The following is a 21,415-nucleotide window of genomic DNA, read 5'->3' on the forward strand; positions in this document are numbered from 1 at the left end:
GATGGTCGATATTGAGTAAAAATGACCCTGTGGTTACTCCAGTTATGTAAATCAATGTGGATAATTCAGAAGCCTTATCCACAAAAAACCCCTTTTTATAGAAGTGGAAAATACTGTGAATTTATGTTATCCACACATCTGGATAAGTGGAAAATTATCACCGGATACGTGGAAAAATACCTGTGAGGAAAGCAGTGGAAAGTGCGACCGGTATATGTTATACTTGCACGGGAAACTTTTATTGCGGAGATTTTTTGCGGGTTTCCCTGAAAAGAAGAAAAAAGGAGGACACAGCGATGTGGGCTTACGAAAGCGTTTTTTACCAGATATATCCTCTGGGCTTCTGTGGAGCGCCGTTTGAAAACGACGGGACGCAGCAGGCGCCGGAGACTGCGGGAATACGGAAGGTGATTGACTGGATCGGACATATCAGAAAGCTGGGGGCAAATGCCATATATTTTTCCCCCCTGTTTGAATCCGATACCCATGGATACAATACAAGGGATTTCAGGAAGGTGGACCGCCGCCTTGGCACGAATGAGGATTTTAAGGAGGTTTGCTCCAGGCTTCATGAGGAAGGCATCCGCGTGGTTCTGGACGGGGTGTTTAACCATGTGGGAAGAGGCTTCTGGGCTTTTCAGGATGTGCTGAAGAACAGGGAGAATTCTCCCTATCTTAACTGGTTCCACATTAATCTGGGAGGAAACTCCAATTACAATGACGGCCTCTGGTACGAGGGCTGGGAAGGCAATTACGATCTGGTAAAGCTGAACCTGCGAAATGAAGAGGTCATCAACCATATTTTTGAAAGCATCAGGCTGTGGGTGGAGGAGTTTGATATTGACGGGCTCCGTCTGGATGTGGCTTACTGCCTGGATCACGATTTTGTAAGACGGCTGCGCAGCTTCTGCGACGGGCTGAAGGAGGATTTCTTCCTTGTGGGAGAGATGCTGCACGGGGATTATAAGGTGCTGGTGAATGACGGCATGCTGCATTCCTCCACTAATTATGAGTGTTATAAGGGGCTGTATTCCAGCTTTAACAGCATGAACCTGTTTGAAATTGTCCATTCATTGTTAAGACAGTTCGGTCCTGAAAACTGGACGCTTTACAAAGGGCTGCATCTGCTTTCCTTTGTGGATAACCATGATGTTACGAGAATTGCCAGCATCCTGTCCAATGAGAAGCATCTGCCGTTGATCTATGCGCTGATGTTCGGCATGCCGGGAATTCCCTGTGTATATTATGGAAGTGAATGGGGCGCCAAAGGAAATAAAAGTGAAGGGGATCAGGCGCTGAGGGCCTGCTTCGAAGCGCCCGTGGAAAATGAATTATCTGAATTCATCAGCCGTCTGGCTGAGGCTAAAAAGAACTCCCATGCGCTCAATTACGGCGCATTCCGTTCGGTGGTACTTACCAATAAGCAATGTATTTTCGAACGCGCTGCCGACGGGGAAAGGGTGCTTGTGGCAATTAATGCGGACAGCGAGCCATATACGGCCCACTTTGATGCGGGCTGCGGCATGGCGGTGGATCTGATTTCAGGAGAAAACCACGATTTTGGCGGAGGAAGCCAGCTTGCGCCCTACAGCGCGTATTTCTGGAAGTGCGAAGCGTAAGGCAGCAGCCGCGGAGGTTTAGAACAGTTACATTGAATCAAAAAAACAGAAGTACCGGGCAGGGCTGCTCCGGCGCTTCTGTTTTTTTATAAAGCATTTTAAAGATAACCCATGTCGGTACGGCAGGGCGCAGCCGCCGTACATGGCTGTGCAGGGATTACCGGGCGGCCTCGTCCAAAAGACGGCGCACGGCGCGTACAGCGTTTTCATCGGTCTGCCAGATTTCATACTCGCTCATGCCGGGCAGGCCCATGGATACCCGGGGGTTACGAAACTGCATTCCGCTTTCCAGAATCCGTTTCCCGGACATATGATAGGCTGTCAGGGAGGTCTGCTCCAGCAGTGTGCGTACGGCGCCGGCGTTAATGCCTGCGCCGGCCAGAATTGTGAGATCAGGGCCGGCCTGCGCCTGAAGCTTCTTAAGAAGCTCAATGCCCTCCAGACAGGACGGAGCCTGGCCGGAAGTGAGGATGGTGTTGATTCCCAGGGCCTTTGCCTGCTCCAGGGCCTCAAACGGATCCCGGCACATGTCAAAAGCGCGGTGAAGCGTTACGGACATACCCTCCGCCGCTTCCATCAGCTGTTTCATGGCTTCCATATCCAGCCTTCCTTCAGGCGTAAGGCAGCCGATAACCACACCTTCCGCACCTGCCTGGCGGAACTGTTTAACTTCCTCCAGGATTATCTGGAATTCTTCCTGGGAATAAAGAAAATCGCCAAAACGGGGACGTATCAGCGCATGGATCCGTATGCTGCTGTGCCTGCGGATCTGCCGGTAAAGAGCCAGCGTGGGTGTGGTTCCGCCTATAATCAGGTTGGAACAAAGCTCAAGCCTGTCGGCGCCGCCTTTTTCCGCCAGCAGTGCGGATTCTGCGGAATCAACGCAGCATTCCAGTAAATAAGAAGACATAGCATTCCCTCCAAATCAGTTAATACAGTACATTGACCGTGAACAGTAACATTGTGTTAGTTTAAGAAAATACAGTGTTTTGTACCAGGGTAAATCCGGTGCATCTGCACTAAGTGTAACATAGTACGGACATAAATTCCACAGCGGAACCGCCGTTGACTGCGGCTGCAGCTGCCTGAAAACCGCGAAAAATAAAGAAATATGAATAAATATGGAGAAAACCGCGATAAATGTGTACGAACTGTGAACAAAATCTTATGAAATTCATAATTTGTTAAAAAAGTTTATAAAAACTATTTACAAGTTTAGAGAAACATGTTATTCTCATTTTCGTAATAAAGATTCAGCCGGATATCCAGCTGAGCGTTCGATTAGGAGGAGAATTAATTATGAAGAAAAAATTAGTAGCAGTTTTAACAGCAGCAGTTATGACATCCGCTCTTATGGTAGCTTGTGGTTCCAGCGATGCAGCAGCACCTGCAGAATCTACCGTAGCAGCAACTGAGTCCGTAGTTGAAAGCTCCGTAGCAGAAAGCTCTGAAGTAGAGTCTACTGTAGAAGAGAGCACAGAAGCAGCTTCCACCGAAGCTACTGTAGAAGCTACAACAGAAGAAGCTACAACTGAAGAAGCAAGCACAGAAGCAACTGAAACTGCTTCTACCGAAGCTGAAGCTACTGAGACAGCTACAGAGTCTACAACAGCAGCTGAATAATTCAGCCGGTTATTCTAATAAAATAATAAGAAAGCAGGATTTTCCGCCACATGGAAGATCCTGCTTTTTTATTATTTTATAGGAAGGTTCTGCCTGCGGCCGACGGGGCGGGCAGGCTTTTCCGTTGGCTTCCGGCCGAAATAAGAGGCAGCGCAAAATTATAGGGCAATGGAAATCCGCCGCCCTGAATCGGTCAGGAAATATGCAGCCTGGGCGCCAGCCTGTTGGCCAGGAAACAGCCGGCAAGACCTGCAAGGACACCAAAGATAAGTCCGAAAAATACATCCGTGGGATAGTGTACATACAGATAAAGGCGGGAGAAAGCGATACAGGCCGCCAGGATCAGGGCCGGTATGCCAAAACGCCTGTTGTTTTTCATAATGGCAGTTGCAGAAGCAAAAGAGGCAAAGGTATGGCCTGAGGGGAAGGAAAAATCCAGCGGCGGTGGTATCAGCAGCTCAATGGCCGTATTTACGGTAAAGGGCCGCAGCCTTGCTACCAGGGGCTTCATGATCATATTGCCGGTTACGAGCATAATCAGCAGGGCAATGGCAGAGGCAAGGCCTGTTTTCCTCGTTTTCGGGATAATAAGTAGCACAAGGGTAAGCAGGATCCAGAAAATACCCGCATTTCCCAGAGCGGAAATAAAGGGCATAATCACATCCAGAAATTCATTTCGCAGCAGATGCTGTACAGCGTTTAAAAAATCAATTTCCCAGCTCATAGGTTATCCTTTCGTAACTGTCCGGCGTCCGTACAGTTATTTTTCTTTTTCTAATTTTTTCCTGACAACAATGAAACAGATAAAATGGGCTATGGCGGTTACAAGCCAGGTGACCGGATAGGACAGGTAGAGTACAAACAGGCTCCGGTGCCACTGGAAGATGGTAAATATCCAGACAATCCGCAGCCCGCAGGCCCCGGCCAGCGATACAATCATGGGGAGCACGGAATAATTCAGGCCGCGCAGGCTTCCCACAAGGACATCCATCATGCCGCACAGGAAATACACCGTACAGATGACCTGCATACGCATCAGGCCGTATTGGATGACCTCCGGATCGGAAGAATAAATATGCAGCAGCCTGTCTCCCAGGAAGTAGGCGGCATTGCCCATGACCAGCCCGACAGTGAAGACGAGCAGCTCACAGGTAATGAGGATTTTGTTGATACGTTCTTTTTTCCCGGCGCCCAGGTTCTGGCTGGTAAAGCTCAGGGAAGCCTGGTAGAAGGAGTTCATTGAGGTATAGACGAAGCCTTCCAGATTACTGGAGGCAGTGCTTCCCGCCATGGCGATGGAGCCGAAGGAATTGATGGAGGACTGGATCAGGACGTTTGAAATGGAAAAAACAGCGCCCTGCATTCCGGCCGGCAGCCCGATCCGTATCATCTGGATCAGTTTATCCTTATGAATATGGAGCTTATTCAGATACAGCTTAAAGCATCCTGTCTCATGAATCAGGCAGCGCAGCACCAGCAGTGCGGAAACGCACTGGGATATAACGGTGGCTGTTGCAACGCCCGCAACACCCATATGGAAGCAGATGACAAAAATCAGGTTGAGAACCACATTGATGACGCCGGCGGCAAACAGAAAATACAGGGGTCTCTGGGTATCCCCTGTGGCGCGCAGTATGGCGGCGCCGAAGTTATAAAGCATGGTGGCGGGCATTCCCACAAAATAAATACGCATATACAGCGCTGCCTGCCCCAGGACGTTATCGGGAGTTCCCATCAGGGTCAGGAGCGGTTTGGCAAGAATGATGCCGAAGAAAATGAGAAAGGTGCCGCACAGGAGACTGAGCAGGACGGAGGTATGGACCGTCTCGCTGACCGCCTTTTCGTGTCTGGCGCCCATATAGTTGGCAACCAGGACATTGGTGCCGATGGAGAGGCCGATAAATACGTTTACCAGCAGGTTGATGAGGGAGCCTGTGCTTCCTACGGCGGCCAGAGCCTCATGGCCGGCAAACCGGCCCACAACAACAATATCGGCCGCGTTGAATAAAAGCTGCAGGATGCCGGAAAACATAAGAGGGACGGCAAATTTCAGTAATTTTCCGGTTAGGGGACCGTTGCACATGTCGATTTCATAGGATTTTGTCTTCATGATATGCGGGATTTCCTTTTTTATGTATATTCAGAAAAATTTATAAATTTCCATAATTACCCTGAACGGATAATTATATTATAGATTGTACCTCTGTTTTCGAGGGAAAACAAGGGGGGACATCGTGCCTGCGGAAGTTGGTTACCGTTAATTAAAAAAAGGTGTTGACAACAGTTCACACTATTGTTATAGTAGTAATAGAACAAATAAAACAAATGCAGATACAGGAGGGCAATGTGTATGAATATTTCAAAATTTACACAGAAATCCATGGAAGCCGTGGAACGGTGCCAGAAGCTGGCCTATGAATACGGCAACCAGGAAATAGAAGAAGAACATCTGCTCTACAGCCTCCTTACCATAGAAGACAGCCTGATACTTAAGCTGATTGAGAAAATGGGTATTCAGAAGGAGCACTTTGTTAACCGGGTGGAGAACGCGGTGGGCAAGCGTGTCAAGGTGCAGGGCGGACAGGTTTATGTGGGAAGGGATCTGAATCAGGTGCTTACCTCCGCAGAGGATGAGGCAAGGCAGATGGGAGACGAATATGTTTCCGTGGAGCATCTTTTCCTGAGCATGATCAAGCATCCCAATAAGGAAATCAAGGCTATCTGGACCGAATACGGCGTTACCAGGGAACGGTTTCTGCAGGCGCTTTCCACAGTGCGGGGCAACCAGAGGGTAACCAGCGACAATCCGGAGGCTACCTATGATACGCTGGAGAAGTACGGCGAGGACCTGGTGGAGAAGGCGAGGAACCAGAAGCTTGATCCGGTAATCGGCAGGGATGCGGAGATCCGTAACGTTGTCCGTATCCTTTCCAGAAAGAGCAAGAACAATCCGGTCCTTATCGGTGAACCCGGCGTGGGCAAGACGGCTGTTGTGGAGGGCCTTGCCCAGAGAATTGTGCGCGGCGATGTGCCCCAGGGACTGAAGGATAAGAAGATTTTCGCACTGGATATGGGCGCGCTGGTGGCGGGCGCGAAATACAGAGGCGAGTTTGAGGAGCGTCTGAAGGCCGTGCTTGAGGACGTGAAGAACAGCGAAGGCCAGATTATACTTTTCATAGATGAGCTGCATACCATTGTGGGGGCAGGTAAGACGGAAGGAAGTATGGATGCCGGAAATATGCTCAAGCCCATGCTGGCCAGGGGCGAGCTGCACTGCATCGGCGCCACCACGCTGGACGAGTACCGCCAGTATATTGAAAAGGATGCTGCACTGGAACGCCGTTTCCAGCCTGTTATGGTGGATGAACCCACGGTGGAGGACACCATTTCCATCCTCCGCGGACTGAAGGAGAGGTATGAAGTATTCCATGGCGTGAAAATTATGGATAACGCGCTGGTAAGCGCCGCCATCCTGTCCAACAGATATATTTCTGACCGTTTCCTGCCGGATAAGGCCATTGACCTGGTGGATGAGGCCTGTGCCCTGATTAAGACGGAGCTGGATTCCATGCCTACCGAGCTGGATGAACTTCAGCGTAAAATCATGCAGATGGAAATCGAAGAGGCTGCGTTGAAAAAAGAAGAGGATCGGCTGAGCCAGGAGCGTCTTACGGACCTGCAGAAGGAACTGGCGGAACTGAAGGAGGAATTCCAGAACAGAAAGGCCCAGTGGGATAATGAAAAGGCAAGCGTGGAGAAGCTGTCGAAGCTGCGTGAACAGATAGACGCCATCCAAAGCCAGATAGAAATCGCCCAGAGGGAGGGCGATCTGGAAAAAGCGGCGGAGCTGAGCTACGGCCGGCTGCCGGAGCTGCGCAGACAGCTGGAGCTGGAAGAAGAGAAGGTTAAAAATGAAGATCTGTCCCTGGTACACGAAAGTGTAAGCGAGGATGAAATTGCCAGAATCGTATCCCGGTGGACCGGCATACCGATTTCCAAGCTGACGGAGAGCGAGAGGAACAAGACGCTGCATCTGGACGAGGAACTTCATAAGAGGGTGATTGGCCAGGATGAAGGCGTTACCAAGGTGACAGAGGCAATTATCCGTTCCAAGGCCGGCATTAAAGACCCTACCAAGCCTATTGGATCCTTCCTGTTCCTGGGACCTACCGGCGTAGGTAAGACAGAGCTTGCAAAGGCGCTTGCAGCGGCGTTGTTTGATGATGAAAACAATATGGTCCGCATTGATATGAGTGAATATATGGAGAAATACTCCGTGTCCAGGCTGATCGGAGCGCCTCCCGGATACGTGGGCTATGAAGAAGGCGGACAGCTGACCGAAGCGGTCAGAAGAAAGCCCTACTCGGTGGTGCTGTTTGATGAAATAGAGAAAGCCCATCCGGATGTATTCAATGTGCTGCTTCAGGTGCTTGACGACGGCCGGATTACGGATTCCCAGGGAAGGACGGTAGACTTTAAAAATACCATCCTGATCATGACTTCCAATATCGGAGCCAATTATCTGCTGGAGGGCATCAGCCACGACGGCGAGATTACGGAGGAAACGGAAAATTATGTAATGGCGGATCTGCGCGCTCATTTCAGGCCGGAGTTCTTGAACCGTCTGGATGAAATCATACTGTTCAAGCCGCTTACCAAAGATAATATCGGAGGCATAATCCGCCTGATTATCGGGGATTTGAACAAACGTCTTTCCGACAGGGAGCTGACGATTGAGCTGACCCCTGCGGCAGAGGAATTTGTTGTGGATAATGCATATGATCCGGCATACGGCGCAAGGCCGCTGAAGAGATATATTCAGAAGTATGTGGAGACGCTTTCCGCGAAGCTGATTCTGCAGGACGCAGTAGGAGAGGGCGATACCATCCTCATAGATGTAAAGGACGGCAGTCTGGAAGCCCACAGGAAAGAAGTTCCCGCCAATATGTAACAGCGCGGGCAGGCGGCCCATAATGCGGCAATCGTTCATGGCCGGCAGCCGGCGGCGGTCCTGGGAACTGGATTTTGCGCCAGCCATGAAGGCGTCGGACTGTAAAACTTTAAATGAAAATAAAATCCCCTTCGGTGTGAGATATACTCCGGAGGGGATTTTGTAATGGCTCAAAAAATATTGATGCTTAATCCGAACTTGTTTTCCAGAACCGAACTTGTTTTCCAGAAAGTTCAGTTATCTGAATTGTTACATTATTTTGCCGGCTGAAATACAATGCTATTTTTCAGCCTTATTCTCATCTTCTTTTTTCCCGGCGCCAAGACGGCCCATCAGAGCCACGACCAGGCTGATAATAATGATAACGGTGAAAATCCCAACCATACCCTTTCCCATGATGGACAGGGTAATTAAAAAATTATTCCACATAAAAAATACTCCTTTCCGTAACAGTAAGTTAACCTGCGGTTAAAAGCGCCTGTCCTGCAAACAGGTAGGAAACCGGGCTGAAATCGTCCATCCTGCAGACAGGCGGAAGCCGGGCTGAAATCGTCCGTCCCACAAACAGGCGGAAACCAGGCTGAAATCGTCCGTCCTACAGATAAGCGGAAACCAGGCTGATAACCAGGCCGCCCGCGATAACGGAAGCAATCTGGCCGGAAACATTGACGCCGGTCGCCTGCATGATAAGTATGTTGCCGGGATCTTCCTTCATGGCCATCTTCTGTACGACTCTGGCGGACATGGGGAAGGCCGAAATACCGGCGGCGCCTATCATGGGATTGATTTTTTCCTTGCGGAACAGGTTCAGGACCTTGGCAAAAAGAACGCCGCCGATGGTGTCGAATACGAAAGCCACAAGGCCGAGCACCATGATCAGCAGGGTGTCAAGGCGTACGAAGGCATCCGCTCTCATGCTGAAGGAAATGGTGATTCCCAGAAGCAGGGTAATCAGGTTGGCAAGGGAGGTCTGGGCGGTATCGGAAAGATTTCCCAGGACGCCGCATTCACGGAGCAGGTTGCCGAACATCAGGAAACCGACCAAAGATACGGAGGCGGGGGAAATCAGTCCTACCAGGAAGGTAACAATTATCGGGAAAAGGATCCTGGTGGTCTTTGTAACCGGTCTGGCCGGTTTGGCGGGCATGCGGATCCGTCTTTCCTTTTTTGTGGTGACCAGACGGATGGCAAAGGGCTGTACAATGGGAACCAGCGCCATGTAAGAATAAGCGGCGACGGCAATTGGGCCGACATACCTGGAACCCAGAACCTGGGAAACCAGAATGGAAGTGGGGCCGTCGGCAGCGCCGATGATTCCGATGGATGCGGCATCCTTCAAATCAAAGCCCATCAGAGCGGCGGCGCAAATGGCAAAGAAAATACCAAACTGGGCGGCAGCGCCGAAAAGGAACATAACGGGCTGGGAGAGAAGGGGACCGAAGTCAATCATGGCTCCGATACCGATAAACAGCAGAATCGGGAGCGCTTCGGAGGCCTCAATCCCTACGTTGAACAGCCATTCAATGATGCCGTTAACCTCTCCGATGCCGGACATGGTCTGGTTGATGACGCCGGACAGCGGAAGATTGACGAGAATGGCGCCGAAGCCCATGGGCAGAAGCAGCGCAGGCTCGTACTCCTTTTTGATTGCGAGATAAATGAGCAGGAGGCCGACAAGATACATAATTACCTGCTGGGGGGTGATGGACAGTAATCCTTCATAAATGAATTCCATACTTTTTCATCCTTTCTTTGTGGTGGTAAAATGTTGCAGGGCTGCAGCAGCATGTACATTTTACGGGAGGCGTCAGGCTCTTACAGTAATGGTAAAGCAAAAACGCCGCCCGGTGAAATTCCTGTAAAACCATAAAAAAAGAGACCTTCGGCGTACGCCAAAAGTCTCGTTCTTTCTTCACAGAAAGTGTACAACCATGATTCAGCCTGCCTGTCCCGGCATACGGTACTGTAAATCTGCGTTTCCCGTAATGCGGACGGCCTGAATCAGGGTATGTTGATTGTACATGGATACTACTCCCCTTTAACTTATCTTCAGAATAGCATCAAAAAAGAAGCTATGTCAAGTCCATTTCATAATATGAACAAAATATATACATGAATTCCGGGGGGAACTGCATCACCGCCGCTGACGTCTCCGGGGACAAAACCAGCTCCGGGCAGAGTGACACACGCCTTGTAGCAGGAATAAGTATTGGAGGAATTGTTCGGAGCTGGAATTGACTGTTTTGGGAAAAAGATTTGGCGGCAGCAGGATGGGCTAAGAAGAATTAAAAGAAAATAAGCCAGGTTTCTTGAAAGAAGGGCGGGGATTGCCTATAATAGGGGAGGCGCCTGCTGGTGAATTTGCGAGGCGGGTGATGGTGCAGGGAATGTTGGGGCTGTGAAAGGATTTGGCGGTTGCGGCTGATTTTTTTGGATGATTATGGAGGTAGTGTTATGGTGATGCCTGAGGATCCGGTGATGCTGTTGAGTTTTGTGAATATGAAGCTCAGGGATTTTTATGGGAGTTTGGATGCGTTGTGCGAGGAGTGCGGCGTGGATAAGGCCGGGCTTGTGGAAAAACTGAAGAAGATAGATTATGTTTATGATGAGGAGAGAAACCAGTTTGTCTGATAAGAGGATAACGGTAAGGCGGGACGGGGAAGAGCGGGTGATCGAAGCGCCTGTGGGAGCAGGATTTCTCAGTCTTTTGAAGATGCATGGTTTTCCTTTGGTGTGCTGTAATGGGAAGGGGACGTGCGGGCGGTGCCGGATTTTGTTCGAGGGGCAGAGGGCGCCGCTGCCTGTGGCGGCGGACAGGATCGCTTTTTCGGCGGAGGAGCTGAGACAAGGATACCGGCTGGCGTGTATGCACCGGGTACAGGGGGATTGTACTGTGCGGGTGGAGTTCGTGGAAAGCAGGGCGGTGGAGGCGGTTACGGCTCATGGCGGCGGGATAAGGGACGGCAGTGCAGGTGCCGCCAAAGGCCGCAGCGCGGCGAATGGAGGGATGCCGGGCCGTAGCGCAGAGTATCTGATCGCAGTTGACCTGGGGACGACAACGGTGGCCATGCAGGCTGTGGCAGCGGATTCCCTGCGGGAGCTGAGGCGGGGAGGAAGGCTGCGTATCCTGGGGGAATACAGCTGTATGAATCCGCAGCGCAGGTGGGGGAGTGATGTGATTTCCAGGTTGCAGGCGGCGGAAAGGGGAGAGGCCGGAGAACTGGCAGAGGCTGTGAGAGATGTCCTGGAAGAGGGTGTGGTACAGCTTTGCGGTGAACTGGGCGGGAGGCCGGAGAGTATCTGGCTGGCGGGAAATACTTCGATGGAGCATCTGCTGATGGAGCTGGATACGCGGACGCTTGGAAGATATCCTTTTACTCCGGTATGCCTGCAGGAAATGTGTCTTCCCGGAAGGCAGGGGAAGGACGGCGTTACGGGACAGGAGATCCGTTTATTGCCGGGAATATCGGCTTTTGTGGGCGCAGATATTACGGCGGGGCTTCTGGCCTGCGGTTTTGCGGAGTGTGAAGACGGGGAATGCAGATTGTTTATTGATCTCGGGACGAATGGGGAAATGGCAATCGGCAGGGGAGACAGGCTCATCTGTACGGCGGCCGCGGCCGGCCCGGCTTTTGAAGGCGGTGCAGGAGTTAATGTGCCGGGAACGGATATGATTGCATTGCTGGCAGAAATGCTGGAGGGCGGTGTGATTGATGAGACAGGCCTGCTCCAGGAGCCTTTTTTTGATACGGGCTGGCAGAAGGGAGAGCTGCGTATCACACAGCAGGATATCCGCGGGCTGCAGATGGCAAAAGCAGCGGTATGCGCGGGTGTGGAGCTGCTGATGGAAGCTATGGGGACGGATGCCTCCCGGATTGACAAAGTCTTTCTGGCCGGCGGTTTCGGTTATTTCCTGGATGTGGAAAAGGCGGCCCGGATCGGTTTATTCCCTCCGCAGCTGGCGGGAAGGGTGACTGCGGTGGGGAATACCTCGCTTTTGGGAGCCTGCCTTTATGGCGGGGAGGAATCCCTGCGGGAAAAAGCGGAAGCCATGTGCCGCAGGGCCGAGGTGCTGAATCTGGCGGAATTGCCGGGATTTGAGCAAAAATATCTGGAACGGCTGAATTTTTGACCGGTGCTTTCCGGCGGGGAATTATCAGACATTGTATATGTCTGAGTGTGACTGTTCAGGATCTTCACAGTTACATACGTTTGCGTTGACAGTTAAATGAATGGAGTAAAAAACTACCCGTCAGGGAACCTGTATTTTGCTCCGCAAAACTAAAATCAGGAGTAAAATCATTTCCTTTTCAGAGGACGCGCATATTACTCCATAAAAACAGGAGGATAAAAAAGATGAAACTTGTGATTATTGAACCGCTCGGCGTAGAAAAGGAGAAGCTTCTTGCGCTGGCAGAGGAAAAACTGGAAGGAAAGGTGGAAATCGTATATTATGATACCCGCGTTACGGATACGGAAACGTTGATAGAACGGGCGAAGGATGCGGATATTCTCGCTTTTTCCAATCTGCCCTTTAAAAAAGAGGTGCTGGAGCACTGTGATAACCTGAAGATGATTTCCGTGGCTTTTACGGGTGTGGATCATGTGGCTATGGATTACTGCCGGGAAAGAGGAATCCTGGTGAGCAACTGCGCCGGATATTCCAATACGGCGGTGCCGGAGCTTGTGTTCGGCATGGTGCTGAATCTTTACCGGTATATTATTGAGTGCAATCAGGCTGTCCGTGAGGGAAAGGATAAGACCGGGCTTGTGGGACAGGAGCTGGAAGGAAAAAAATTCGGCATTATTGGAATGGGCGCAATAGGGACAAGGACCGCGCAGCTTGCTAGGGCATTTGGATGTGAGGTTTACGGTTATAACAGGAGCCCCAGAGAAACAGAAGGCGTCACCATGACGGATATGGATACTCTTTTGCGGGAATGCGATATTGTATCGCTCCATGTACCGCTGACCGAACAGACAAAGGGGCTGATAGGGGAGGCGCAGCTTCGTCTGATGAAGCCCAATGCGATTCTTGTCAATACGGCAAGAGGGCCGGTGGTGGACAGCCAGGCGCTGGCGGCAGCCCTGGAAGAGGGAAGAATTGCCGGAGCGGCAGTGGATGTATTTGAAACAGAGCCTCCCATCAGCGAGGATCATCCGCTTCTGAAAGCGCCCAGGCTGCTTGCCACGCCTCATGTGGCTTTTGCTACAAAGGAGGCCCTTTATAAGAGGGCGGTTATTGTATTCGATAATATTGCATGCTATCTGGATGGGAAGCCGCAGAACGTGATGTAATAAGGAACGCTGTTCGGCAGGCCAGGTCAGCGTATTCGCTTCGCGAACCTGCACACGGTACCAGGAAGGAATGATAATTTTCCGTCCTGCTGCATATAGTATGAAAGAAAGCGGAAACCAGAGGTCAGTGTCATGCTGAAGGGAAAAAGATGGATAGCGTTCCTGACGATAGTAGTTTTTACGGCGGCTTTGTCCTATTTTGCAAGAGAGAAAAACGGGGCCGCAAGGCAGGAAGCGTGGTCCTCCCATACACTGGCGGACGCCGGCTATGAGGATGAAGCGCCATATAAGGGCAAGGTGGCCCTGACCTTTGACGATGGCCCGCATCCGGTATGTACGCCGCAGCTTTTGGACGGCCTGAAAAAAAGAGATGTGAAGGTGACTTTTTTTGTGACGGGGGAAAACGTGGAGAGCTATCCTGAAATTGTAAAAAGAGCCAGCGAGGAAGGGCATCTCATTGGAAACCATACCTTCCATCATGTGCAGCTGACTGCGGCAAATTCAGATGATTTTAAAAAAGAAATTATTTCAACCAACGATATTATCCAGGAGGTGACCGGAAAGGAAACCTCCTTTATCCGTCCGCCCTACGGTTCCTGGGATAAAAAATATGAAAAGGAGCTGAACATGTTTCCTGTGCTCTGGGATGTGGACCCTCTGGACTGGTGCTCCACAAACGTGGATAAAATCGTGAGGAGCGTGCTTGCGGGAACGAAGGAAAACAGCATAATCCTGATGCATGATTCCTATGATTCCACGGTGACGGCAGCGCTTCAGGTTGTGGATATCCTGAAAGCGGAAGGATATGAATTCGTGACGGTTGACGAGATTTTGTTTGACTGAAGCTTTGCGGGAATGATATGGGAAAAACAGCGCCGCCTCAGACCGCTTCCATCGTAAGGAGATGGAAGCGGTCTGAGGCGGCAGGGCAGCTGCCTGCGGCGGCATTGCTTTTCCCCAGGGGCAGCCTGGTATTTCTTCCGATACTGAAAATACGGGTTATGAAGCTGTCAGTCATGGTTATGAAACTATCAGTCCTGGTTTTCTTTTTTATCCTTTTCTCTCATCTGTTCCATTTCTTTTTCACTCATTTCGGGCGCGCCGAAGGGATATAATTCACGGTAAGCTTCCAGTGTTTTTTCATGGACGGTGCCGGCGGGAATCAGACCCGTGCAGTCATAGGCGGATACGGTGCTGGTGTAGTCCTGATCTTCGGGAATATTGTAATCTTCATCTTTCATGGGATATTTCCTCCTTTTGGATTTTAGTATATGGAAAGCGGATAAAATTATGCGGCGTGTGTCCTGCGGCAGTATTTCAGCGGCTGTGGATGGAGGGAATTCCTGAATCATTTTCTTACGGTCAGCGCGGTAAATGCGCAGACCTGCCTGAACCGCTGCTGATGCCTGTCTTTTTTTAAATCCCTGGCCGGCGCCGATTGATTTCACGGTTGAGGGACGTTATAATAGAGGAAGCCGACGCAAAAAAGTATGGCATCAGGAGAAAAATACAATGGATTTATTTGATTATATGAGAGAAAACAGTATGGAGAAGGAATCCCCGCTGGCGGCCAGGCTGCGGCCAACAACGCTGGACGAGGTGGTGGGGCAGCAGCATATTATCGGAAAGGACAAGCTGCTCTACCGTGCGATCCAGGCGGATAAAATCAGCTCCATCATTTTTTACGGCCCGCCCGGAACAGGGAAAACCACGCTGGCAAAGGTGATCGCCAATACCACAAGTGCGGAGTTCACCCAGATTAATGCAACTGTCGCCGGGAAAAAGGATATGGAGGAGGTCGTGGCCAGGGCGAAGGATACCATGGGCATGTATGGGAAAAAAACGATCCTGTTCATCGATGAAATCCATCGTTTTAATAAAGGGCAGCAGGATTATCTTCTTCCGTTCGTGGAGGACGGAACCGTAATTCTGATCGGCGCGACCACGGAGAACCCGTATTTTGAGGTGAACGGCGCTCTGCTTTCGCGTTCCATTATTTTTGAATTAAAGCCTCTGTCCAGGGAGGATATAAAGGAGCTTCTGCGGCGGGCTGTCTATGACAGGCAGAAGGGGATGGGCGCCTACGACGCGGAGATAGATGAGGACGCCATGGATTTCCTTGCCGATGTGGCGGGAGGGGATGCCAGGCATGCGCTGAATGCCATAGAGCTGGGGATCATGACCACGCCGCGGGCCGCGGACGGAAAAATCCACGTAACGCTGGAGGTGGCGGGCGAATGCATCCAGAAACGTGTGGTGAAATACGATAAGACCGGGGACAACCATTATGATACGATTTCGGCCTTTATCAAAAGCATGCGGGGGTCGGATCCGGACGCTGCGGTCTATTATCTGGCAAAAATGCTTTATGCCGGGGAAAGTATCACCTTCATTGCGCGCCGTATCATGATTTGCGCCTCGGAGGATGTGGGAAATGCGGATCCACAGGCGCTTCAGGTGGCTGTGAGCGCATCTCTGGCGGTGGAGCGGGTAGGCATGCCGGAGGCCCAGATCATTCTGGCGAATGCGGTGACTTATGTGGCCTGCGCGCCTAAAAGCAACGCAGCAGTGTGCGCCATTGACGCGGCCATGCGTTGTGTCCAGGAAACAGGAAATCTGCCGGTGCCCCCGCACCTGCAGGATGCCCATTATAAAGGAGCGGCAAAATTGGGACACGGACTTGATTATAAATATGCTCATAATTATCCGAATAATTATGTCAGACAGCAGTATCTGCCTTATGAACTAAGCGGAAGAGAATTCTACAAACCTTCGGGAAACGGTTATGAAGTGAAAATAAAAGAGCATATGAAGCGCATTAAAAAGGAAGCAGCTCTGCCGGAAGAAGAAAAATATAACGGCGGGGATGTGCCGAAAAGAGGATAGTAAAAAACCCTGACATATACACAGTATTGTTGTGTGTATGCCAGGGTTTTTATAATTAAAATAACTGTTCCGTCAGGTATTGGTAAATTTCCTTGTTTTTCTTCTGCCAGTTGGCGCAGATGGAAGCTGCCAGCTCCTGGGTAGGGACGGAAATACGGATGTTTACCAGATCCACGTCCTTGTCCTTTGCCACCAGCTGGGCTTCAAATTCCCCGTTTACCAGCTTGTAAAAATTCCCCTGGATAGAGGATTCGTTGCGCAGCTCCAGCTTATGATTTTTAAAATAATCGATAATGTCGCTTTTGATGGCATCGCTGATCCGGTTTTCAAAATAGTGTAGGGTATCGCGCCCTTCGTCGGTGATCTGCAGCTGTGTCCTGTTCAGTATTGTCCGGGATTCAGCCAGACCGGTTTCCATCAGTTCGGAAATGGCTGTCTGCAGGGTCAGAAAATTGGTGTATTCCTTATCCAGGACGAATTCACTGATCTGCGCTGTGGTCAGGGGAAATGTGACCCTGTCCAGCATGTACAGTACAATTAATTTGTAAAGAGTCAAAGGTTCCTGATTCATAGCATTGTCCTTGTCTGATTGAGGAGAGCTTCATGCGCTGATGAAGCGTATTCAATACGTTACGTTTGTTACGGCTCCAGTCCGGAGCTATCAAAAGGCTTTTCGGGCCGTCGCCGGTTACCCGGTGGATGACGATATCGGGCGAAAGGGCGGCAATGCATATTATTAAAAGGGTAAGGTAGGAATCCAGGGTGAGCACCTGCACCTTACCTGCGCGGTACTCACCGGCCAGGTCAGTATTGTCAAGTATATGCAGAAGCTGCAGCTTGATTCCGAAAATCCCGCACCCATTAAGGAAACGGATGGTTTCCAGTACCATTTCCGTTGTTTCTCCGGGAAGACCCAGGATTACGTGCACGATAACCGGAATCCCGGCGGCGTGCAGTCTGTCACAGGCATGGGTAAAACAGGAAAGCGCATAGCCTCTGCGGATATACCGTGCGGTTTGTTCATGGATGGTCTGCAGTCCCAGTTCGATCCAGATGAACTTGTCCGGATAATCACTTTTCAGGCCTTCCAGCAGCGCCATGACTTCATTTCCAAGGCAATCCGGCCTTGTTGCGATAGAGATGCCGGCAATATCCGGTTCGGAAAGCGCCTGCCTGTAAACGGAATCCAGATAGGATACAGGTCCGTAGGTATTGGTATAGGCCTGAAAATAAGCGATATAGCGGCTGCCTGTCTTTTTGGCCCGAAGAAGCTGTTTGCCGGCTGTCAGCTGTTCAGGGATGGAAAGGGCGCTTCCGGGAGTAAAATCACCGCTGCCGCCTGCGCTGCAGAAAATACAGCCCCGGGTATCCAGCGTCCCATCCCGGTTGGGGCAGGTTAAACCTGCATCCAGCGCTATTTTATATAATTTTTCACCATAGGTGTTCTTACACCAGGCGTCCAGGGAATAATAGGGCTTGCCATGATAATCCATAGTCCTATTTCCGGATGTGTGATTTTACAGCTTCGGCTACCACTTCCGCAACCTTCGGATTAAAGGCTTCAGGCATGATATTGTCTTCGTTCAGTTCCCCGTCAGGCACAAGGGATGCGATGGCGAGCGCGGCGGCCAGCTTCATTTCTTCCGTAATCTGTGTGGCCCGGCCTTCCAGCGCGCCCTTGAAAATTCCGGGGAAGGCCACCACATTGTTAACCTGATTGGGAAAGTCGCTCCGGCCTGTGCCTACGACTTTTGCGCCCGCGGCTTTTGCAATATCAGGCATGATTTCGGGAACCGGATTGGCCATGGCAAAAAGGATGGCATCCTTGTTCATGGAAGAAACCATTTCCGCGGTTACGATTCCGGGAGCAGAAACACCTATAAAGATGTCAGCGCCTTTCATGGCGTCGGCCAGAGTGCCGTTTTCTCCCTGAAGATTGGTGACCTCCATCATTTTTTCCTGCATCCAGTTCAAATCCTTCGTATCCCTGGAAAGGATGCCGGATTTATCGCACATGATAATATTGGGGAAGCCATAGGTCAGAAGCAGCCTGGTGATGGCAATTCCTGCGCTGCCTGCGCCGTTTACCACGATGCGGCAGTCTTCCTTTTTCTTTCCGGTAACCTTCAGGGCGTTGATGATTCCTGCGAGAACCACGATAGCTGTTCCGTGCTGATCGTCATGGAAAACAGGAATATCCAGGGTGGCTTTCAGCCGTTCCTCAATTTCAAAGCAGCGGGGAGCGCTGATATCTTCCAGGTTGATTCCTCCGAAGCCGGGAGCCATCCAGGTTACCGCCTTGATGATTTCCTCCGTGTCCTGTGTGTCAAGGCAGATGGGGACGGCATTGACGCCGCCGAATTCTTTAAAAAGGACGGCCTTCCCTTCCATGACGGGCATAGCGGCATAGGGGCCGATGTTCCCAAGGCCCAGGACCGCGGAGCCGTCGGATACCACGGCAATGGTGTTGGCCTTGATGGTATAGGTATAAGCGGCTTCCTTATCATTGGCTATCACCTTGCATGGCTCCGCCACGCCGGGGGTGTAGGCGAGTGACAGCGCCTCTCTTGATTTAACGGGTGTTTTGGAAACGGTTTCTATTTTACCATTCCATTCTTTATGTAATTCCAGTGCTTTTTCGTTGGTTGTCATGATTTTTCCTCCCATTTGTTTTTCCGGCAGGGTAACGCTACAGAAGTATCATATAATATTTGGTTTCGATTCGCAATAGCGAACCTGGAAGATTGTGTTTTCCGTCAGGATGGAGTAAGATAAAAGACAGAAAGAGACAGGAGGTATAGAATGGGAAAACAGGGGAAAAAGAAACGGATCTGGCTGCGTGTACTGCTGGGGATTCTGGCTGCGCTGCTTCTGGTGATAATCGGTTATGTCCTGTACGTGATGATAAGCTATCACAGGCTTCCGGATGACCTGACGCTGGATGTGAGGACGCCGGAGAATGCGGATACAACCGGTGCGGTTTCCGTTGGTACAGATTATGAAATTATCACCTACAATATCGGCTTTGGCGCTTACACGCCGGACTACAGTTTTTTTATGGACGGAGGGAAATCCTCAGTTGCAGACAGTAAGGAAAGCGTGCTTGCCACAGTTTCGGGCGCCGGTGAGCTGGCGGCGGGCTATGATCCGGACTTCATGATTTTTGAAGAGGTGGATCTTAAAGCCACAAGGAGTTACCATGTGGATGAATACGAGCTGCTGGATAAGTATTTCGGCGGATATTACTCGGATTTTGCCATCAATTATGATTCAGCGTTTCTGATGGTCCCGCCCTGGGAGCCTCATGGAAAAAGCCTGGCGGGAATCGCTTTTTATTCAAAATATCCAATTGCATCGGCTGTAAGGAAGAGTTTCCCCATTTCCACCTCCTTCAGCAAGTTCCTTGATCTGGACAGATGCTATTCCATCAGCAGGATCCCTGCGGACAATGGAAAAGAGCTGGTTATTTTTTCCCTGCATATGTCTGCTTACGGCAACAGCGATGCTATCCGGGAGGCACAGGTGAATAAGCTGTGCGGGGACATGCAGGCGGAATATGAGAAGGGGAATTATGTGGTATGCGGCGGGGATTTCAATCACGATTTGAAGGCATCCGAGGATACTGAGGAGGATCGTGCGTCCTGGGCGTATCCGTTCCCCAGATCCGATTTGCCGGAGGGCTTTTCCTTCAGCATGGATTTTCTGGGAGAAGCGGGAAAGGCGGCTCTTCCGGACAGCGCCCGGAATGCGGATATGCCTTATGAGGAAGGTGTGACTTATACGGTGACGCTGGATGGATTTATTATATCGGATAATATTGAACTGAAGGAATATGAAAATATCCATACAGGTTATCTGTATGCGGATCATGATCCGGTGAGAATGGTATTTTCACTGAAGTAGGCGGCGGTGAAACGGGACGGCATGTTTGGCATGTGCCGCCCTGGGGATGAAAATGGACGAATGCGGCGGCTGCTGTCGGATGGGAAGGGAGAAAAGCGATAAATTACGGCTCTTTTTATAAGGAAAGAACCGGTGCGGTAAATATATTTCAATATTTTGCAGATACTATGGTTTGAAAGAAACAGAGGCCGCAAGCGGCAATCAATCAACCACTATTATGGAGACAGAAATGAAAAACAAAACCTGCAAGGTATTTTTAATCATATTGACCGCAATGTTTATTCTGCCCGGCTGCCAAAAAAGCAGTTCCGGGGTGGACTCCTATCTGAAAGCGCAGGATAAAATCATGGATCAGATGATGAAGGATATGGAGCTTAAGGAAAAGACAGGAAGTTCCTCACTGGCCTTTCTGACCGGCATGATTCCCCATCATGAATCCGCCATAGAAATGTCGGAGGAGTATCTGAAGTATGCTCCTGAGGATGCTCATTTCAGGAAACTGGCAGAGGATATTATCATGGCCCAGACTTCGGAAATCGAGCAGATGAAGAATATGATGGAAGATATAAAAAGCGGTTACCAGACCGATGGGACGAAAGAGGAAGCCTATCTTAAGGAATATGATGAAATGATGGAAGGACATCATTCAGGTCATGGATCCTCCGATACACAGGATTTGGATACGGCTTTTGCAGAAGGCATGGTGATGCACCATCAGATGGCCGTGGATATGGCTGAGACCATCATAAAATATTCGGACAATGATTCGGTAACGGATTATGCAAATAGTGTAATTGAGCTGCAGGAGCAGGAAATTTCCCAGATGCAGGACTTTCTGGATGGGAAAAACGGCAGCGGAAACACGCACTGGCATTGACGGAGAATAATATTAAACGTTATCTTATATACGTTTTAAACTTATTCAAAAATGATAAAATATCAAGTAAAATACGCGTCCTGGAAGCTTTTTGAAAAAAAAGCTTCCTATTTTTTTGAATGTGGTGTATAATGTGGACACATAAAGTTTACTTTTTAGAGTATCGTATCCCAATACATATCTTGTTGACGTCACATGTCCGGCTGCCGGATGGCGCCATTGAACAGACGTGGAGAGCTGGCTTTTCATACCTACGAT

At 50.2% G+C, this 21,415-nt stretch carries 19 protein-coding genes; 10 read left to right on the forward strand and 9 right to left on the reverse strand.

Features of this window, described 5'->3' with window-relative positions; translation table 11 throughout:
* Positions 1-296 precede the first annotated feature (296 nt).
* On the forward strand, positions 297-1,619 hold the full coding sequence (locus HMPREF1548_RS07985; RefSeq protein WP_021635439.1) for an alpha-amylase family glycosyl hydrolase: 1,323 nt from the start codon (positions 297-299) through the stop codon (positions 1,617-1,619).
* 157 nt (positions 1,620-1,776) lie between these two features.
* Here HMPREF1548_RS07985 and HMPREF1548_RS07990 read toward each other — a convergent pair whose 3' ends face one another.
* Positions 1,777-2,529 (reverse strand): copper homeostasis protein CutC, encoded by a 753-nt coding sequence (locus HMPREF1548_RS07990; protein ID WP_021635440.1) that lies wholly within the window; start codon positions 2,527-2,529, stop codon positions 1,777-1,779.
* A gap of 389 nt (positions 2,530-2,918) precedes the next feature.
* Here HMPREF1548_RS07990 and HMPREF1548_RS07995 point away from each other — a divergent pair, with 389 nt between their 5' ends.
* Entirely contained in the window at positions 2,919-3,242 is a 324-nt protein-coding gene (locus HMPREF1548_RS07995; protein WP_021635442.1) for a hypothetical protein, read from the forward strand.
* 193 nt (positions 3,243-3,435) lie between these two features.
* On the opposite strand, the gene HMPREF1548_RS08000 is transcribed toward HMPREF1548_RS07995, so the two are convergent.
* Positions 3,436-3,966 (reverse strand): phosphatase PAP2 family protein, encoded by a 531-nt coding sequence (locus HMPREF1548_RS08000; protein WP_021635444.1) that lies wholly within the window; start codon positions 3,964-3,966, stop codon positions 3,436-3,438.
* Positions 3,967-4,002: 36 nt separating this feature from the next.
* Positions 4,003-5,352, reverse strand: coding sequence for an MATE family efflux transporter (locus HMPREF1548_RS08005; protein ID WP_021635445.1), 1,350 nt, complete (start codon positions 5,350-5,352; stop codon positions 4,003-4,005).
* Positions 5,353-5,592: 240 nt separating this feature from the next.
* Here HMPREF1548_RS08005 and clpB point away from each other — a divergent pair, with 240 nt between their 5' ends.
* Positions 5,593-8,193, forward strand: coding sequence for an ATP-dependent chaperone ClpB (clpB, locus tag HMPREF1548_RS08010; RefSeq protein WP_021635446.1), 2,601 nt, complete (start codon positions 5,593-5,595; stop codon positions 8,191-8,193).
* 279 nt (positions 8,194-8,472) lie between these two features.
* Here clpB and HMPREF1548_RS29415 read toward each other — a convergent pair whose 3' ends face one another.
* Entirely contained in the window at positions 8,473-8,622 is a 150-nt protein-coding gene (locus HMPREF1548_RS29415) for a hypothetical protein (RefSeq protein ID WP_021635448.1), read from the reverse strand.
* A 166-nt stretch (positions 8,623-8,788) separates the two neighbouring features.
* The gene (locus tag HMPREF1548_RS08015; protein WP_021635449.1) at positions 8,789-9,928 is read right to left on the reverse strand and encodes a sodium ion-translocating decarboxylase subunit beta; all 1,140 of its coding nucleotides are present in this window, start codon (positions 9,926-9,928) and stop codon (positions 8,789-8,791) included.
* Between the two features lie 719 nt (positions 9,929-10,647).
* On the opposite strand from HMPREF1548_RS08015, the gene HMPREF1548_RS08020 reads away from it, so the two are divergent.
* The 4 genes from HMPREF1548_RS08020 to HMPREF1548_RS08035 all read left to right on the forward strand — a co-directional run bounded on the left by HMPREF1548_RS08020 (position 10,648) and on the right by HMPREF1548_RS08035 (position 14,334).
* The gene (locus HMPREF1548_RS08020; protein WP_021635451.1) at positions 10,648-10,824 is read left to right on the forward strand and encodes a DUF4250 domain-containing protein; all 177 of its coding nucleotides are present in this window, start codon (positions 10,648-10,650) and stop codon (positions 10,822-10,824) included.
* On the forward strand, positions 10,817-12,325 hold the full coding sequence (locus tag HMPREF1548_RS08025) for an ASKHA domain-containing protein (protein WP_021635452.1): 1,509 nt from the start codon (positions 10,817-10,819) through the stop codon (positions 12,323-12,325). The genes HMPREF1548_RS08020 and HMPREF1548_RS08025 overlap by 8 nt, the downstream gene beginning before the upstream one ends.
* A gap of 224 nt (positions 12,326-12,549) precedes the next feature.
* Positions 12,550-13,491 carry a 2-hydroxyacid dehydrogenase gene (locus HMPREF1548_RS08030; protein ID WP_021635453.1) on the forward strand — a complete coding sequence of 314 codons (942 nt, stop codon included), beginning with the start codon at positions 12,550-12,552 and terminating at the stop codon, positions 13,489-13,491.
* Positions 13,492-13,623: 132 nt separating this feature from the next.
* Entirely contained in the window at positions 13,624-14,334 is a 711-nt protein-coding gene (locus HMPREF1548_RS08035) for a polysaccharide deacetylase family protein (RefSeq protein WP_021635454.1), read from the forward strand.
* Positions 14,335-14,522: 188 nt separating this feature from the next.
* On the opposite strand, the gene HMPREF1548_RS08040 is transcribed toward HMPREF1548_RS08035, so the two are convergent.
* Positions 14,523-14,732, reverse strand: coding sequence for a hypothetical protein (locus tag HMPREF1548_RS08040; protein ID WP_035321569.1), 210 nt, complete (start codon positions 14,730-14,732; stop codon positions 14,523-14,525).
* A gap of 271 nt (positions 14,733-15,003) precedes the next feature.
* Here HMPREF1548_RS08040 and HMPREF1548_RS08045 point away from each other — a divergent pair, with 271 nt between their 5' ends.
* Entirely contained in the window at positions 15,004-16,377 is a 1,374-nt protein-coding gene (locus HMPREF1548_RS08045) for a replication-associated recombination protein A (RefSeq protein ID WP_021635456.1), read from the forward strand.
* A gap of 55 nt (positions 16,378-16,432) precedes the next feature.
* Here HMPREF1548_RS08045 and HMPREF1548_RS08050 read toward each other — a convergent pair whose 3' ends face one another.
* Genes HMPREF1548_RS08050 through HMPREF1548_RS08060 form a run of 3 tightly spaced genes read right to left on the reverse strand, consistent with a single transcriptional unit; the run spans position 16,433 to position 19,029 of the window.
* Positions 16,433-16,948, reverse strand: a complete 516-nt coding sequence (locus tag HMPREF1548_RS08050) for a DUF4364 family protein (protein WP_021635457.1) — start codon at positions 16,946-16,948, stop codon at positions 16,433-16,435.
* Positions 16,857-17,870 (reverse strand): tRNA modification radical SAM protein MnmL/YtqA, encoded by a 1,014-nt coding sequence (mnmL, locus tag HMPREF1548_RS08055; protein ID WP_021635458.1) that lies wholly within the window; start codon positions 17,868-17,870, stop codon positions 16,857-16,859. Before mnmL ends, HMPREF1548_RS08050 begins: the two co-directional genes overlap by 92 nt.
* 4 nt (positions 17,871-17,874) lie before the next feature.
* On the reverse strand, positions 17,875-19,029 hold the full coding sequence (locus tag HMPREF1548_RS08060) for an NAD(P)-dependent malic enzyme (RefSeq protein WP_035321579.1): 1,155 nt from the start codon (positions 19,027-19,029) through the stop codon (positions 17,875-17,877).
* Between the two features lie 150 nt (positions 19,030-19,179).
* On the opposite strand from HMPREF1548_RS08060, the gene HMPREF1548_RS08065 reads away from it, so the two are divergent.
* The gene (locus HMPREF1548_RS08065; protein WP_021635460.1) at positions 19,180-20,280 is read left to right on the forward strand and encodes an endonuclease/exonuclease/phosphatase family protein; all 1,101 of its coding nucleotides are present in this window, start codon (positions 19,180-19,182) and stop codon (positions 20,278-20,280) included.
* Between the two features lie 229 nt (positions 20,281-20,509).
* Positions 20,510-21,157 (forward strand): DUF305 domain-containing protein, encoded by a 648-nt coding sequence (locus tag HMPREF1548_RS08070; protein WP_035321570.1) that lies wholly within the window; start codon positions 20,510-20,512, stop codon positions 21,155-21,157.
* The last annotated feature ends 258 nt before the right edge of the window (positions 21,158-21,415 follow it).

The organism is Clostridium sp. KLE 1755 (genome assembly GCF_000466465.2).
GTDB classification, from domain to species: domain Bacteria; phylum Bacillota; class Clostridia; order Lachnospirales; family Lachnospiraceae; genus Eisenbergiella; species Eisenbergiella porci.